This window comes from Serratia bockelmannii (assembly GCF_008011855.1).
Taxonomy (GTDB): domain Bacteria; phylum Pseudomonadota; class Gammaproteobacteria; order Enterobacterales; family Enterobacteriaceae; genus Serratia; species Serratia bockelmannii.
The window spans coordinates 195,501-210,245 of sequence record NZ_VOUX01000033.1 but is presented as its reverse complement, the minus strand read 5'-3'; the positions used below and the strand labels follow the sequence as shown (position 1 = coordinate 210,245).

Here is a 14,745-nt window from a genome sequence, read left to right as displayed (position 1 = left end):
TCTCGGCCGGCGATCAACGCCTTGTTCACTTCGGCGCGTAAATCTCTCTGAGCGTGGCGATCACTTTCGCCACGTTTGGGTTATCGATGCGGTAAAACAAGGTTTGCGCTTCGCGTCGGTACGTCACCAGACCTTCATTGCGCATTTTCGCCAGGTGCTGCGACAGCGCCGATTGGCTTAGCGGCACCAATTGTTGTAGCTCCCCCACGGCAATCTCATCGTGTTTCAATAGCAGGCAAAGCACCAGCAAGCGGTGTTCGTTGCCTATCGCTTTCAACAGCCTGGCGGCTTCAATCGCCCCTTCGATCAGAAAGGGATCTTGGCTAGCTTTTGCATTCATGGTCAATCACGGCCCCGTCATCATTCAGCCGCATTATAGCGGCTTTCAGACGCTGGCACAGCATTATATTAGCACCATTTAAATTAGATATTGCTAATTTACACAAATCTAATATAACCTTGTATTCATGCTAAGTGGCTCTCCCTGAGGCCGCAGGCCTTCCCCAACACAAGTGAGAATGCATTATGAATATGCCAACCCTGGTACTGCTGGCGTTTGCCGGCTGGACCTTATTGATTCTATTCGGCACCGTCGGTGTTTATCGCTGGTCCAGAATTTTAACCGGCCGTGCCACGGTGAGCGAATGGCAAGCGAACAAACCACAGGGCAGCGATAGCTACCAGCGCGCCATTGCGGCGCATCGCAACTGCATTGAAAATTTGCCGGTTTATACGGCCCTCGTCGTGGCGATAGCTGTATTTCAGGTGGAAAGCACGACGCTGAATGTCTTGTCTCTGGTGCTGCTCGGCGCGCGCATGGCGCAGAGTCTGGTTCACATCGGTTTCGAGCAGACGGAAAACGTCGCCACATGGCGTTTCGCTTTCTTTTTCACACAAATCGTCACGATGTTTTGGATGGGGATAGAGATCGTCGGGAGCCTGCCATGACGATCACGAACCTGGCAGAGCCCCATGAGGTGGCCCATTTCCTCTATGATGCGGATAAACCCAAGGGGCAGCGGGCCATCCTCTACTTTTCCGCCTCCTGGTGTCGCCCCTGCCAGAATATGCAGGGGATCGTTGAACAGCTGCACCGTCACACCAACGAGATCGCCTTCGGCAGCATTGACGTCGCGCAGGCGCCGACGCTCGCCCCTGCATTCGGTATTAAATCCGTGCCCTCCCTCGCCCTGTTTGAGGATGCGCGCCTCGTTGCGATCATCGCGGGCGAGGTTCCCTTGCAGCGGTTGACTCAACAGGTGTTGGCGGCCTTCGCCGGCGTTACAACATCCACTCGATAGGCAACCAGCCGGCCACGGTAAGAACGATGCGTTTTACCCAGCCGGCACCGGGTTCTTGCTGGTGTACCTCGGTATAGCCGTCTTCGAAGGCATCTTTCCACACCATTTTGCCTTCGGGCGTCAATACCGGCCGATAGGCGGCGTACTCAAGCGGGCCATCAAACAGTTGGCGGGTGTCGGCCGCCAGCGCCGGGCTGTCGATCAAGAATCCCATTTCGCAGTTCAGGTGCGCCGAGCGCGGATCGAAATTGAACGATCCGATAAACACCCGCTTATCGTCGATGGCGAAGGTTTTGGCATGCAGCGCCGCGCCGGACAGCCCCAGCGGCTTGAGCTCCTTGCGCCCGGACGGTTGACCGGCGCGCAGCTTCAGCTCGAACAGTTCGACGCCCGCCTGCAGCAGCTCACGTCGGTATTTGGCGTAGCCCGCATGCACCACCAGCACGTCGGTGGTGTTCATCGCGTTGGTCAGCACGCGAATGGATTTCCCCTGTTTGGCAAGCGATTCAAAGAAAGTCGCCCCTTCTCGCCCCGGCACGAAATAGGCGGAGACCAGATCCAATTGCTGGCTGACGCCGCCGATGATCTTACCCAGTTGCGTCACCATCAAACGATCGCGCGAAGCCTTGCCCAACCCTTTCGCCGGATCGTCGGCCACCAGCTCTACCTGGGTGAATTCCGGCTGTACGGCGCCATCGCGAAAGCGCACCGCGCTGGTTTCCAGCTGCACCGCCAGTTTACGGGCGCGCTCGCTGGTTTCGATGGCGGCGGCCTGCGTCAGGAAGGCGGAAAGATCGCCTTTTCCCCGAATAATCTGCTCAACGCCGAACACCGAGGCGCTGTTCCAGTAGCGATCGAAGACCTCGGCGGTCTCCGCCACCACGTTGCCGACGCTCAACACGTCGAGATCGAGGAAATAGTTTTCGTCACCGACCTGAAAATACTCGTCGCCGATGTTGCGGCCGCCGATGATCGCCACGGCGCCGTCGACGATGTAGGACTTGTTATGCATGCGCCGGTTCATGCGCATAAAGTCGAAGGCGTAACCGGCCAGCTTCGGCGTACGTACGGTGGACGGATTGAACAGACGGATCTCGACGTTTTCCTGGGCGTTCAGCGCCGCCAGCGTCTCATCCATGGCGACGCCGTTATCGTCCAGCAGCAGCCGCACGCGCACCCCACGTTGGGCCGCGTCATACAGGGTTTTCAGCAGGATCTGCCCGGAGGTGTCGTTATGCCAGATGTAGTACTGAGCGTCGATAGACCTTTCCGCCATCCGCGCCAGCGCCAGGCGGCTGGCGAACGCATCGTGGCCGCTGACCAGCGGCACCACGCCGCTCAGGCCGGAATGTGCCGCCATCTGTTCGGCGGCCCGCGCCGGCAATAGCGCGGTAGGATCCGCCGGCAATGCCGCCTGCGGCAGACGCTGCGAAATATCCGGCAAACGAAAGATGACTCTTGCCGCAATAATGGCGATCGTCACGGCGATAATCAGATACACGACAATTTTTATCACGGGAGGCGGCCTCGGAGGTTGACTGCTTTGCTTTATACGTCATTAGGTTGCTTCAATCTATAGGAGAAGCGCGCTATGCCATAAGGCTATAGCGTAAAGCGCGAAGGCGAAACGCCAAACAGTTTTTTGAATGCCACCGAATAGGCGCTGTGGCTCTCATAACCGCTTTCGAAGGCGGCGTGGATGATCGAGTTGCCCGCCAGCAGCAGCGGGATGGACGACAACAGCCGTAGACGCTGTTTCCACTGACCAAAGGTGATGCCGGTTTGTTGAGTGAAGTGACGCTGGAAGGTTTTCGCGCTGATCGACAATGAATCCGCCCAGATCTCAATGCCGCGATCGTCGGCCGGCGTGATGACCAACTGCCGGCAAATGTCAGCCATTCTCGCTTCCATCGGCCAAGGGAGATGCAGCGCCAGCTGCGGCTGCAGGCTCAGTTCCTCGAGGAACAATGATCTGAGCAACGCGTGGCGTTTGGTCTCCTCGCCCTCGGGCGCCAGCGTCGCCAACTGGGCGATCAGCTCGCGCAGCAGCGGCGACACCTGCAAGACGCCGTCGCGCAACGGCAACCGCGCGGCGGTGAATTCATCAACAAAAATCCCGTAAACGCAAATGTTGCTCTGCATGACCAGCTGATGTTCTACCCCCGGCCGCAGCCAGACTGCGGTGGTAGGCGGTACGATCCAGCGTCCGCAGCTCGCCTCGACCGCCATAACACCCTGTTGCGAATAGAGCAAATGGCAGCGTTTATGCGAGTGGTAAGGAATGACAAAGCCCGCAGGGTAGTGTTTCACCAGCCCCGTCACCTCGAACGCAGAGTTTTCGTGGCTGCTGAGGTCGATGCGTTTCGTTTCGGCGTTGTCGACGTCGAATCCCATGGTCGTTTGTCCCTTTTGATAACGCGAATGTCTTTTATTTGATAGAGAGGCCGCATGATCCTCCATATAGTGACGTTCTCGCAAGCCACACCAGGGGCCTTATGCGAAGAAACTCACTATTTACACCAAAATTTCATCGTTCTGCTTAAAACGAAGGCGATGACGTTGCGCATGCGCTGCGCAATGGCGGCTCGTTGCGGGGGCGACGCGGCCGAAAGTGATGGAAAGGGAAAGCGCGGTGGCTTAAATCAGGAGGTATGCGCATCAATCAGCAGGTAGCTCAGCCTGGGGGGCGGCTTAATGCTAAAGGGATAGGGAGAGCGCCTAGGCTCTCCTCCATCCAGAATGGTTATCTCGTCAACGGGCCAACTCGGCGCCGTCCAGCTCGGAAATCGCCAGACAAATCACTTCCGTGATGGCCTGTACCGTATAGGCGGTCTTGGCAGGAATGATTAACATCTCATGGGGTTGCAACGTCTGATCGTCAACCTTCAGTTCACCGCTCAGCACCATCAGTTTCACCCAGCCCGGATGAAAACGCGCCGGTTGTTGGCTGCCCGCATCCAGCTTCAGCAACGCCGTATGGCCAGGCGTCTCCCGTTTCAAAATGTGAAAGTGTACCCCATCGTAAGGCATGTTTTCGTAATGCAGTGACGCCAGTGTTCTCTTATGCATGGTAAGTGTCCTCGTGACCTGTGAGTAGCTGCTCCGCCTTCGGTCGCCGTAAAAACGATTGGCGGCTGTCCCTACCGAAAGCACCGGCTCGCAGCCTCTTGGCGAACGGATTAACTGTCGTACTTGCAGCGGCCAGATCGACCGCCGTTTCATGCCTAACCTGCCTCAGGCATGCTACTAAATATATAAGAGCCTCGCCGACGGCGCAAAAAACCGCTGCAGGGTTGAGCGTATTACGGTGCTGATCCGTAGTCGGAAAACCTGAACGGCGAGACCAAGGCGCCGTCTGCCGGAGATCGCGATGGTCTCCCCCTTCACACCCCATCATTAATAAATCGCGCCGGGCGATAAGCGTGCGGAATGGCGGAATTGACGCCATGCAGCAGCTCGTCTCCGATCAGCCGGCCAAGCGTCGGTGCGCACATCACGGCCGGATGCATCACCGCCACATAGAGACAGGTGGCGCCCAGCGGCCCAACGATGGGATAACCGTCGCGCGGCCGGGGGCGCATCCCCACCGAACACGCCTGCAGTTGCAAGGGCGCCGTGCCTGGCAGGCGCCCTTCAATCGCCGATTGCGCTTCGCCCTCCACGCGATTTTCATCGCCGTGCGCAGGATAATCTTCCGCCGCCAGCAGATCGCCATTTTGCGCATGACGCACTTCGATGTCGTCGCCCGCAATCAGCGTGTTCACCACCTGCGCCGCCGCGTGATAGCGTAACAAAATGGCCGGCGACGCCTCGATCGGCAGTGAGAATCCGCTGCCGTCCAGCAGCGCCGAGATCCCCGTGCCGCAGGCGAGCACCACCCGATCGGCGGCAATCGCGCCTTCCTCGGTAACGATGCCAACGATCTGCCCGTCTTCACGCAAAAATCCGGTGGCGGTTCGCCCCAGGAGCAACGTCCCTCCCCACGCGCGAACGCATTCGAGCAACCGCTGTGTCACCTCTTGCGGATCGACGGCGCCGTCACGCGCCGCAAAATAGGCTTGGCTATCGGGCTGCCTGAGCCCCGGTTCCAGCGCGGTCACCTCGGCGGAGGGCAAAAGCCGATTATCGGGGTTTTGCGTCGCCGGCGCCTGACCATAGCTGAGCGCGCCGGACCAATTCACCCAGAGATCCGGGATCTCCTGCGCCAGGCGTATCCAGTCAGCCACGATCTCGCGCCGCAGAAACGCGTCGGGCGCGCCCTCAGGCACGCCTTCGCTGATCCAGCCGAACGAGCGGCCTGTGGCTCCCGCCGCGGGATGCGCCTGCTCAACCACGATAACGTCCTGCCCTTGGCGCGCGAGATGATAGGCGATCGATGCGCCGACAATCCCGGCGCCCACGATAACCATGCGTGATGATGTTCCATTCATTTAATGATGTCCGAACCTCATTTCAAGTGTTGTCGCCAAAGCAATCCTGCCGCCAGGCAGGCTACCCCGCCGCCGCAGGCCAACACGGCATAAGACGTGCCCCAGCTCTGGGTGGTATCCATCACGATGCCAAAGGATAACGGGGCGAACGACCCGATGCCGAACCCCAGCAACGATCGCCAGCCCATCACGCTGCCGAGCTGTTGCGGCGGCACGTTGTCCGCCATCGCCGCCGACAGCACGCCGGAGTCGCCAAGAATAAAGAAACTGCCGATGCTGACGAACAGCAGCGTCCAGCCCGGCCCCCAGTTCGCCGACCACCCCATCAGCAGCGATCCCAACGCACCGGCGGCGCCCACAAACGTCAGCACCGAGGCACGATTGAAATAGTCGGAAACGGTGCCGACAATCAGCGTGGCGATCATGCCGGCCAGGTGGATCACCGCCGCGGCGATCAATCCGGCGCTGAGCGGATCCAGAGAGAAACCGCTCAACGCCTCGCTGACCAGGCTGGGTGCCCAGGCCCAGTTACCGAGCAGTTCCCAGCTGTGAGCGATATACCCGATCAGCAACAGCAGGGTCGCATAGGTGATAGCATAGCTTTCTCGTTTCGTCTTCCTCCCCAGCGTGCGCGGTTGCGGTTCCTGATAACCGACCAGGGCCAACGAACCCGCCAGCGCCCCCAGTAGCGCACCGGCGGCGCACAGGGCAAACGCCACGCCGGCGCCCCAGCGCATGGCGCTCCAACCGGCGATGAAAACCGACAGAAAATACCCCAACGAACTGGTCGCCAGGATCATACCGATGGCGTAACCGCGTCGGGCCGGGCCGTTCATCCCCATCGCTAACAGCAGCGCCGGCGTATAGGCGCCGCCCTGCGTCAGGCCGACGAAGGCCATCAACACCAGTGCGCCGATATACGAATGGGCAAACACGGCGAACAGCATCAGCGCACCGGCACCCAGCCAGGAAAACAGCAGATACACCCGACGCGCGCCCAGCGAATCACACCACCAGGAAGCCACCAGCAACGCCAGGGCGTTGGTCAGGCTGAACACCGTCTGCACTGTACCGGCGGAGGCGGCGCCGAGCTGCCACTCGCTTCTGATGGTCGGCAGCGCGCCGGCGAACATCATGGTGCCCAGGCAGAGGCCGGCCCGGCTCACGCAAAGCAAAAAGAAAGCTCGCATCTCAGGGGCGCCTCCCTGTCAACCGCAGGGTGAGGATAACGCCATTAACACGCATGACCGATAGCCAAAAGATCCGCATCATAAACTCAGCAATCAGAAGGAGATGCCTCATCATAGTGAGCAAAATCAACGGCTGACAAACGATCTTTCCTCCCTCACTTGGTTGAGCTAGACTCAACCTATGAAAAAAATTCACTCCCTGCCGCACCTGTCCGCTTTCGAAGCCGCCGCCCGTCTCGGCAGCTTCAGCGCCGCTGCGGATGAGCTGTTTCTCACCACCGGCGCGGTCAGTCGCCACATCCGCAGCCTGGAAGAACAGCTGGAGCTCAAACTGTTTTATCGCGGACACAAGTCCGTGCGGCTGACGCAGGCCGGCGAGAATTTTTCCCGCACTGCGTCCCGAGTGATAAGCGAATTGTTTTCGGCGGAAAGCGCACTGAAAGCGAGCGCCGGCCGGCAGCGGCTGGTGGTACACAGCCTGCCGACGTTCACCATGCACTGGCTGATGCCGAAATTGGCAGCGTTCAACGAGATTCATCCGGAGGTCGCGATTGATATCACCACCGCCACTGGGGCCGTCGATCGCAATATGCCGTTTGACCTGGCGATCCGGCGCGATCCCGCGCACTTCTCCGGACTGAAAGCGATCCCTTTTTTGCAGGAAGACAGCCTGCTGGTCTGCAGCCAGAGCTATTTGCGCACCATGCCGATCAGCGCGCCAGACAATCTGGCCGAGCATACCGCCATTCGCATCCGCGCCCGTGAGGATTTATGGCACAGTTGGTTGAATACCTATCCGACGGCGCTGGACGCCTCGCCGCCGCCGCTGACGCTCGACCATACCTTCGCCGCCATTCAGGCGGCCGAAGACGGCCTGGGACTGGCCGTCGTGCCTTACCTGTTCTGCGCCAAACATCTGTCGTCTGGCCGGCTGGTGTCGCCTTTCCCAGCGTTGACTATCCGAACCGGCGTTTATTCCCTGCTGCTGCGCGATCGGGACGATGAGGTCGTGAGCCAATTCGCCGCCTGGCTGCAAACGTTCCAGGCGTAAGCGCCGTATCGGAAACGCGTCACCCTCCTGGACATGCGCGAGCGTTTCGCGCGTCCACTCGGTAAACCAGGCAAAGACATTCTCAGGCGTGGAGCGTCAGGCCTTTTATCGCCTTATCCACCGCTTTCTTCGGCCCGCGCAGCGCCAGGCCGACCAAATCCAGATTGTCCGCGTCTTCAGCGAGAAAAACCTGCCGGTTGGCTGCATCGTGCCCGGTCGCAAACATGGCGTGCACATAGGGAACCAACGTCAATTCCCGCTCCAGCCCTTTGCGATGCACATTTTGCAGGCCCGGCAGATCCGCGGCAAAAATCAGCATCGGCTGCCCGGAAATGCCGCCGTAGCGTCTGCCTTGCGCATCCACATAACACTCGCCGATGATTTCCGGGGCGGCGGCGGCGATGCCCGTCGCCAGAAAGGCCACCACATTCAGCCGCTGCCAGGTCTGCAGATCGTCGCGTACGATAAACGCTATCTTGGTATCAAACATGTTTCGCTCTACTCCGTTGTGCTCTTAAAATAAAAGCGCATCATCGGCGATGGGCGAATCAGCGGTATAGAACGTTTGTGCACTGACGTTGATAGGCCGCCGGCGATAAACGGTAGGCGCGCTGGAACCAGCGGCCCAAGTGGCTCTGATCGGCAAAGCCCACCTGCATCGCGACCTGCGCCGGTTCTGCCCCCTGCGCCAACAACAAGCGTGCAGCCCGCAGCCTCAGCCGGACCAGGTAAGCATGCGGCGACTGGCCGAAGGCCCGGGTGAACTGGCGAGTCAGGCGGAAGCGGTCCAGGCCGCACTGAAGCGCAAGTTCATCCAAGCTGGGGTTACCCGCCATGTGCTCGTGCAGGTAGTCTCGTAAGCGATTCATCACAATCAAAGCATCATCGCTTTGGGAAGTCGGCCTGACGCGAATATGCCGCGCCAAAAGCGTCAGCAGTTGATCCAGGCTTTGATCGCGCGCCAGCCGGCCTTCCCCCTGATGCAACGCAAAAAAAGCCTGTTGTATCGCGGTCGCCAGCATCGGATCGTCGGTCAACGTGCTGTGGAAGGCGCCTTCCAGCACAGAAACGTCCCCTAATCCGCGGCGGTTCATCGCATCGGAAACCCAATGCTGCGGCAGATAAAGCATGGCATAGGTAAACCCTTCGGCCTGCGGCGCATGACCATCGTGCACCGCGCCCGGCTCGATCAGCATGGCACGTCCCGGCCGGCTGGTATGCAAGGAACGATGACAGTTGAAACGTTGTAAACCTTGCTGCGTCACGCCCACCAGCATTTCGTCATGATCGTGGGGATCGTAGGCATGCCCCTGAAAGTGGGCATTGACGCTTTCGATGCCGGTTTCGTCATCGCGCCGCAGTTCCAGCCAGTCTTTGTGTTGATGATTAGACGCCATGCAGTCAGTCCGGAGTTCTGCCCATAGGAAAGAAGAAAACAGCTTACCCTGAGACGGTCACCGTTTCACGCTCATAACTCGCAGATGGCATAAGTGCCCTTACCGGCCGATTTCGCCTGATACATCGCGCCGTCGGCGCGGGTCAACAGCATCTCCTCCGTCACGTCAGTGTGTGAGGAAATCGCCGCCCCCAGGCTGGCGGACAGGCTCACCGTCTGCTGCCCGATCTGCGAAATATCAGCCAGCCGCGCCAACACGTTTTCGCAAAATTCGCTGACCTCGCGCTGCGGTTCCGCCAACGGCCACAGGATGACCGTGAATTCGTCACCGGCCAGGCGCGAAACGCTATGGCGCTCGCCGGCGCAGGCGCTGAGCAACCTGGCGAACGTCTTGAGGATCAGATCGCCGAAGTCATGGCCATAGCTGTCATTGAGGGCTTTGAAACCATCGAGATCGATGAACACCAGCGCCATTTGCCGCTGTTCGCAACAGGCCTGCACCGTGCTGGACAACCGACGCAGAAAAGCGCGGCGGTTGGTCAATCCGGTCAGCATGTCGTGCGTAGCATCGTACTCCAGCCGTTGCTGCAGGCGCTTCAACTCGGTAATGTCCATGGACAGAATGTAAAACCCCTGAGCCTCGCACGGCACCAGCGTAGTGTGGATCATCAGCAACCCCTTCTGGGTCTGGAGCTCATTTTCGAAGCTCACCATTTCCCCCGCCAGGGCCCTGTCTATCATCGGTTTCGCTATCTGATAAACGTTCTCCCCCATAAAATCGAGCACCGTCATTCCTCTAAGGCGGCTTTCTTCCAGGCCAAACCAGGTTTTATAGGCGCTGTTAGCGAACAGGTAGCGTTCATTACCGTCGATTTGGCTGATCAACGCCGGCATGTTGTCAGTAATGGCCCGCAGGCGTTCCTTCTCCGTGCTGAGCTGATATTCGGCGAGTACCCGGGTTTCAATCTCTTCGTTGAGTTTCTTGACGACCACGTTCAGCTCCCGCGTGCGGATTTCGACGCGTTGTTCCAGCTCGTGTTGCAGAGCGAACAGATCGGCCTCCGCCGCCTTGCGCTCGCTGATATCGACGATAACCGAGATGAAATGATCCGGTTTGCCGTTAGGCAGCCGGTTTAACGCCACCGTCAGCTGCACCCAGACGATCGAGCCATCGGCACGGAAATAGCGTTTCTCCAGCGAGTAAGTACTGATCTCGTTTCTCAGCAGTTGCTGCAGTTTTTCTAGATCGGTGTTGAGATCGAGCGGATAGGTAATGTCCTGAAAGGTGCGATCCATCAGCTCGCGCTCGGAATAGTGCAACATTTCGCAGATGCGCGGATTGACCCGCAGCCAATACCCCTGCAGCGACACCAGCGCCATCCCTACCGCCGCCTGGGCGAAGGTCTGTTCGAACAAGGCTTCCGAGCGTTGCAGGTTGGACTTCAGGTTTTCGGTATAGACATGGCGTTCAATGCTCTGCAGGTACTCTTCCACCACGGCGGCGAAGTCGTGCAGGTCGGCCACCTGTTCCGGAGAAAACGGCTGCGGCTGGCTGTCGATAATGCACAGGGTGCCGAGCGGCAAACCGTCGAGCGACAGCAGCGGTTGCCCAACGTAGAAACCGATTCGCGGCCCGCCGATCACCAGCGGATTGTCGAAAAAACGCGGGTCGTTGGCGGTATCGGGCACCAGCAGCGCTTCACGTTGCAAGATCGCATGGCCACAAAATGAGATGTTACGCGGCGTTTCCCGGACATCCAGACCGTAGCGCGATAGAAACCATTGGCGATCCCGGTCGATCAATGACACCAGCGCAATGGTGACGCCGAAGTATTTCGCCGCCAGCCGTGTAATACGATCCAGTTTTTCCACCGAGTTCGAATCCAACACGTTCAGCGAGTTCAGTACCGACAGACGTTCGGCTTCGTTTTCGGGGAAGCAGGGTTCAAGCATGTTGTCTCCCATTGTGTCACCCACGGATCCGGCGCAGCCAGCCTGCGTGATTCCGTTCAGCCTATCCGTCGGTTAGCGGCAAATATCCTTGCCCATCATAGACTCACTCAGTATCAATCCGATTGCGCATTCTCGCCAGCTTTGCCGGGCGTTGCGTTTGCCACCGCGCTGCGCTACAGTCGTTCACAAGGTGATGGTGTTCCACCTTTCCCAACCGCCGCGTTCGCTCGAACCGGATGATGACGCCTGATATACAACTTCGCTTTATTTTTTAGGCAGGTATGTCAGGAGTCGCTATGAATGAAATCTCACGTCTTACCCCTTTTCCGTCCCAGCCTGATCTCGCCGTGCGGGAAATGCCGCTGTACGTTTTCGGCCATAAAAATCCCGACAGCGACAGCATCTGCAGCGCGCTGGTGGTCGCGGACTGGCTCAATCACCTCGGCAAACCGGCCGTCGCTTTCCGCCTTGGCGAATTGACGCCGGAAACCCGCTACATACTGGCCGCCGCCGGCGTACAAGCGCCTGCGCTGCTGAAAGGCGATCTCCGTGACCGCAAAGTCTGGCTGGTAGATTTTACCGACGTCGAACAAGGGCCGGCCTCATTGCCCGACAGCGATGTGGTCGGCGTTATCGATCATCACCGGCTGGGCACCTTGATCACCCGCAACCCGCCCGATGTCTGGATCCGCGCCGTTGGCTGTTGCGCCACCGTGATCCTGTCCATACTGGCGTCAGATACGCCGATGCCGCTTTCTTCCGCCCAGGCCACGCTGCTGCTGGGCGCGATTTTGAGCGATACCGTTGCGCTGAGCGCACCGACCACCACCGAACAGGATCGGGTGGCGGTCGCGCGGTTATGCGCAATCTCTCACGTTGACTATGACGCCTTCACCGCCGGATTGCTTGCCGCCAAAACCGATCTTTCGGGGCAATCCGCCCCGCAGTTGCTGTACCGTGACGCCAAGAATTACCGCATCCATAGCGTCTCGCTGCTGCTGTCGCAGATAGAAGTGCGGGCTATGAGCGATATCGATCCGCTGTTGCCCGCGCTGCAACAGGCGCTCGAGCAGGCTAAGCAGGAGGCCGGGCTGGAGATGGCCGCGCTGCTGGTTACCGATATCACCCGCCACCGCTCTACCCTGTATTTCTCGTCGAACCGGGTGCTCGCCATTCGGCAGGTGTCGCTGCCCGGCATGACGAGCCGGAAAAAAGAGGTTTTACCGTGGTTAACCCTACAGATTGCTAACGCAGGGAGATAAGTCATGTCGCTCTATCAACATGCTTTACTGCTGGTGCAGGATGAACGCGACGGCCGGCTGCTGTTACGCCATGCCGAACGCCTCAATCAGCAGATGAATACGCGCATTACCGTGGCGCACATCAGCGCCGACTATGCCGAGCTGGACTACCTCAGCGATGCACAAACCAAAGATCGCCAGTCCAGCGAGGTGATCGCTGCCAAAGCCATGCTCAGCCGGCTGGTGGAAGACTGCACAATCCCCCTGGAGGTGCGCGCAATTGTCAGTATTCACCGCTTCAAAGACATCGAGGCCCTGATTGCCCGTGAAGGCGTCGATCTGTTGCTGCTCGGCCATCAGAACCGTCCGTTCGGCGTCTTTGCCTCCTTCGGCTTCGAGTTCATTAACCATTTGTCGATCGACGTGCTGATAAAGCACGTGCCCACTCCCTAGAATGAGGTGATCATCCATGAGCTATGAAATTGAAAACGTAACCGCCAGAGAGATCCTGGATTCGCGCGGCAACCCCACCGTCGAAGTTGAAATGACTGCGGCGGGCGTCGTGGCACGGGCTTCGGTTCCCTCCGGCGCCAGCACCGGTTCACGCGAGGCGGTGGAACACCGCGACGGCGATCCGCACCGTTACGGCGGTAAAGGCGTTCAGGAAGCGGTGCAAAGCGTCAAAACGGCGATCAATGAAGCGCTGCGCGGGGTGGATGTACGTCAACAAGGGGAGATTGACCGCCGGTTGATCGCACTGGACGGCAGCGAGAACAAGAGCCGATTGGGGGCCAACGCCCTGCTCGGCGTTTCTCTGGCCGCCGCCCGCCTCGCGGCGCAATTGTCGCAGCTGCCGCTGTATCGTTATCTGGGCGGTCTCGGCGCCAACCTGCTGCCGGTGCCCTGCATGAATATCATCAACGGCGGCGTGCATGCCCGCTGGCAAGGTGCGGACTTTCAGGAATTTATGATAGCGCCGCTGGGCGCGCCGTCGCTGCGCGAGGCCGTGCGCTGGGGCAGTGAAGTTTATCAGGCGCTGCGCCAAATTCTGTTGGAGAAAGGCCTGTCGGTCGGCGTTGGCGACGAAGGCGGTTTTGCGCCGGCGGTTGCCTCGAACCGACAACCGCTGGAGCTGATCGTACAGGCGATAGAGAAAGCCGGTTATCAACCGGGAGACGATATCGCCATTTGCATGGACCCGGCCTCGAGTGAATTCTATGCCAACGGCAAATACCGCCTGCGCAGCGAAAACGCTGAACTGGATGCCGAACAGATGACGGCCTATTACCAGCGGCTGGTGCAAGATTTTCCCATCGTGCTGATTGAAGACGGTTTGGCCGAGGACGACTGGGCGGGCTGGCGCATTCTCAGCGACGCCCTGGGCGATCAGGTGGAACTGGTCGGTGACGATCTGTTCGTCACCAACGTGAAATACATCCAGCGCGGGATTGATGAAAGATTGGCCAATGCGGCGCTGATCAAGCTGAACCAGATTGGCACGCTGAGCGAAACTTTCGCCGCCGTGCAGCTTTGCCAGGCAAATGGCTGGGGCGCCTTTATCTCACACCGCAGCGGCGAAACCGTCGACAGCTTTATCGCCGATATGACGGTTGCGATGCGAGCTGGCCATGTGAAAACCGGCGCGCCGTGCCGCGGCGAGCGGATCGAAAAATACAATCAGCTGATGCGCATCGAAGACCAATTGGGCATCGCGGCGGTATATGCCGGGCGCGCCGCCTTTAAACACCGTTAATCTTTGCAGGCCGGCCACGCACCGGCCTGTTTTTCATTTTTTGCGCGGCATAATCCCGCCACGCCGGATTCCAACAGAATACGCCGCGTCGCCATCAACGTCTCACGCTGCTCGTTCAGCGTCGCCATCATCCGCTCGATTTCCGCCAACCGGCTGTCGACGCCCTGTATCAACCCATCCTGATAGGCGCTGCCCTGCAGCGCCAATACCCCGCGGATCGCCTGCAGCGAAAACCCCAGATTCTGGCCGATTTGGATCAGGTGCAGCCGCTCCAGCGCGCTTTCGCTATACACCCGATATCCGTTAACGCCGCGCACCGCTTTGGGCAGCAGACCCTGCTGTTCGTAGTAACGTATCGCCGAGGCGGCCATGCCGGCGCGCTCCGCCAACTCTCCGATTTTCATGCCCTATTGACCTTAAAGTTAACTTT

16 protein-coding genes and 1 riboswitch are annotated in these 14,745 nt (G+C 59.2%); of the genes, 6 read left to right on the top strand and 10 right to left on the bottom strand.

The features are described from left to right. Positions 1-25 precede the first annotated feature (25 nt). Positions 26-340: an ArsR/SmtB family transcription factor gene (locus FOT55_RS17540; protein WP_049204041.1), complete on the bottom strand. Its 315-nt coding sequence runs from the start codon at positions 338-340 to the stop codon at positions 26-28. A 185-nt stretch (positions 341-525) separates the two neighbouring features. Here FOT55_RS17540 and FOT55_RS17535 point away from each other — a divergent pair, with 185 nt between their 5' ends. After that, positions 526-948 carry an MAPEG family protein gene (locus FOT55_RS17535; RefSeq protein ID WP_025302848.1) on the top strand — a complete coding sequence of 141 codons (423 nt, stop codon included), beginning with the start codon at positions 526-528 and terminating at the stop codon, positions 946-948. Beyond that, positions 945-1,301 carry a thioredoxin family protein gene (locus tag FOT55_RS17530; RefSeq protein ID WP_049204040.1) on the top strand — a complete coding sequence of 119 codons (357 nt, stop codon included), beginning with the start codon at positions 945-947 and terminating at the stop codon, positions 1,299-1,301. Before FOT55_RS17535 ends, FOT55_RS17530 begins: the two co-directional genes overlap by 4 nt. On the opposite strand, the gene FOT55_RS17525 is transcribed toward FOT55_RS17530, so the two are convergent. The 5 genes from FOT55_RS17525 to FOT55_RS17505 form a co-directional block, all read right to left on the bottom strand. Then, on the bottom strand, positions 1,282-2,817 hold the full coding sequence (locus FOT55_RS17525; protein WP_147823797.1) for a phospholipase D family protein: 1,536 nt from the start codon (positions 2,815-2,817) through the stop codon (positions 1,282-1,284). The genes FOT55_RS17530 and FOT55_RS17525 overlap by 20 nt on opposite strands. Positions 2,818-2,903: 86 nt before the next feature. Further along, positions 2,904-3,695 (bottom strand): AraC family transcriptional regulator, encoded by a 792-nt coding sequence (locus FOT55_RS17520; RefSeq protein ID WP_049207608.1) that lies wholly within the window; start codon positions 3,693-3,695, stop codon positions 2,904-2,906. Between the two features lie 357 nt (positions 3,696-4,052). Next, positions 4,053-4,370, bottom strand: coding sequence for a cupin domain-containing protein (locus FOT55_RS17515; RefSeq protein ID WP_025302841.1), 318 nt, complete (start codon positions 4,368-4,370; stop codon positions 4,053-4,055). 314 nt (positions 4,371-4,684) lie between these two features. Next, positions 4,685-5,731, bottom strand: a complete 1,047-nt coding sequence (locus FOT55_RS17510) for an NAD(P)/FAD-dependent oxidoreductase (RefSeq protein ID WP_147823796.1) — start codon at positions 5,729-5,731, stop codon at positions 4,685-4,687. 17 nt (positions 5,732-5,748) lie between these two features. Then, positions 5,749-6,921 carry an MFS transporter gene (locus FOT55_RS17505; protein ID WP_238476117.1) on the bottom strand — a complete coding sequence of 391 codons (1,173 nt, stop codon included), beginning with the start codon at positions 6,919-6,921 and terminating at the stop codon, positions 5,749-5,751. A gap of 181 nt (positions 6,922-7,102) precedes the next feature. Here FOT55_RS17505 and FOT55_RS17500 point away from each other — a divergent pair, with 181 nt between their 5' ends. After that, positions 7,103-7,972 (top strand): LysR substrate-binding domain-containing protein, encoded by an 870-nt coding sequence (locus FOT55_RS17500; RefSeq protein WP_025302838.1) that lies wholly within the window; start codon positions 7,103-7,105, stop codon positions 7,970-7,972. An 82-nt stretch (positions 7,973-8,054) separates the two neighbouring features. Here the strand turns inward: FOT55_RS17500 and FOT55_RS17495 are convergent, their stop codons facing one another. The 3 genes from FOT55_RS17495 to FOT55_RS17485 form a co-directional block, all read right to left on the bottom strand. Next, positions 8,055-8,462, bottom strand: coding sequence for a DUF2000 family protein (locus FOT55_RS17495; protein ID WP_025302837.1), 408 nt, complete (start codon positions 8,460-8,462; stop codon positions 8,055-8,057). A gap of 58 nt (positions 8,463-8,520) precedes the next feature. Beyond that, positions 8,521-9,369 (bottom strand): AraC family transcriptional regulator, encoded by an 849-nt coding sequence (locus FOT55_RS17490; protein ID WP_147823795.1) that lies wholly within the window; start codon positions 9,367-9,369, stop codon positions 8,521-8,523. A gap of 71 nt (positions 9,370-9,440) precedes the next feature. Further along, positions 9,441-11,321: a diguanylate cyclase domain-containing protein gene (locus FOT55_RS17485; RefSeq protein ID WP_147823794.1), complete on the bottom strand. Its 1,881-nt coding sequence runs from the start codon at positions 11,319-11,321 to the stop codon at positions 9,441-9,443. A gap of 180 nt (positions 11,322-11,501) precedes the next feature. Further along, positions 11,502-11,577, top strand: a riboswitch (Fluoride riboswitch). 40 nt (positions 11,578-11,617) lie between these two features. On the opposite strand from FOT55_RS17485, the gene FOT55_RS17480 reads away from it, so the two are divergent. From FOT55_RS17480 to eno, 3 genes are read left to right on the top strand one after another with little or no spacing between them, the layout of a single operon-like run. Beyond that, entirely contained in the window at positions 11,618-12,583 is a 966-nt protein-coding gene (locus tag FOT55_RS17480; protein ID WP_147823793.1) for a DHH family phosphoesterase, read from the top strand. A 3-nt stretch (positions 12,584-12,586) separates the two neighbouring features. Continuing rightward, a complete protein-coding gene (locus FOT55_RS17475) occupies positions 12,587-13,015 on the top strand; it encodes an adenine nucleotide alpha hydrolase family protein (RefSeq protein ID WP_025302833.1) in 429 nt (142 codons plus the stop codon). 16 nt (positions 13,016-13,031) lie between these two features. Then, the gene (gene eno, locus FOT55_RS17470; protein ID WP_049204031.1) at positions 13,032-14,315 is read left to right on the top strand and encodes a phosphopyruvate hydratase; all 1,284 of its coding nucleotides are present in this window, start codon (positions 13,032-13,034) and stop codon (positions 14,313-14,315) included. Here eno and FOT55_RS17465 read toward each other — a convergent pair. After that, positions 14,312-14,719: a MerR family transcriptional regulator gene (locus FOT55_RS17465; RefSeq protein WP_025302831.1), complete on the bottom strand. Its 408-nt coding sequence runs from the start codon at positions 14,717-14,719 to the stop codon at positions 14,312-14,314. The two genes, eno and FOT55_RS17465, sit on opposite strands and share 4 nt — an antisense overlap. Between the last annotated feature and the right edge of the window lie 26 nt (positions 14,720-14,745).

Bases quoted from the DNA above. Each gene is read 5' to 3' on its own strand.
- FOT55_RS17465 (WP_025302831.1), bottom strand. From the start codon at position 14,719: ATGAAAATCGGAGAGTTGGCGGAGCGCGCCGGCATGGCCGCCTCGGCG.
- FOT55_RS17515 (WP_025302841.1), bottom strand. From the start codon at position 4,370: ATGCATAAGAGAACACTGGCGTCACTGCATTACGAAAACATGCCTTAC.
- FOT55_RS17505 (WP_238476117.1), bottom strand. From the start codon at position 6,921: ATGCGAGCTTTCTTTTTGCTTTGCGTGAGCCGGGCCGGCCTCTGCCTG.
- FOT55_RS17535 (WP_025302848.1), top strand. From the start codon at position 526: ATGAATATGCCAACCCTGGTACTGCTGGCGTTTGCCGGCTGGACCTTA.
- FOT55_RS17485 (WP_147823794.1), bottom strand. From the start codon at position 11,321: ATGCTTGAACCCTGCTTCCCCGAAAACGAAGCCGAACGTCTGTCGGTA.
- FOT55_RS17540 (WP_049204041.1), bottom strand. From the start codon at position 340: ATGAATGCAAAAGCTAGCCAAGATCCCTTTCTGATCGAAGGGGCGATT.
- FOT55_RS17520 (WP_049207608.1), bottom strand. From the start codon at position 3,695: ATGGGATTCGACGTCGACAACGCCGAAACGAAACGCATCGACCTCAGC.
- FOT55_RS17500 (WP_025302838.1), top strand. From the start codon at position 7,103: ATGAAAAAAATTCACTCCCTGCCGCACCTGTCCGCTTTCGAAGCCGCC.
- FOT55_RS17530 (WP_049204040.1), top strand. From the start codon at position 945: ATGACGATCACGAACCTGGCAGAGCCCCATGAGGTGGCCCATTTCCTC.
- FOT55_RS17475 (WP_025302833.1), top strand. From the start codon at position 12,587: ATGTCGCTCTATCAACATGCTTTACTGCTGGTGCAGGATGAACGCGAC.
- FOT55_RS17495 (WP_025302837.1), bottom strand. From the start codon at position 8,462: ATGTTTGATACCAAGATAGCGTTTATCGTACGCGACGATCTGCAGACC.
- FOT55_RS17480 (WP_147823793.1), top strand. From the start codon at position 11,618: ATGAATGAAATCTCACGTCTTACCCCTTTTCCGTCCCAGCCTGATCTC.
- FOT55_RS17490 (WP_147823795.1), bottom strand. From the start codon at position 9,369: ATGGCGTCTAATCATCAACACAAAGACTGGCTGGAACTGCGGCGCGAT.
- eno (WP_049204031.1), top strand. From the start codon at position 13,032: ATGAGCTATGAAATTGAAAACGTAACCGCCAGAGAGATCCTGGATTCG.
- FOT55_RS17510 (WP_147823796.1), bottom strand. From the start codon at position 5,731: ATGAATGGAACATCATCACGCATGGTTATCGTGGGCGCCGGGATTGTC.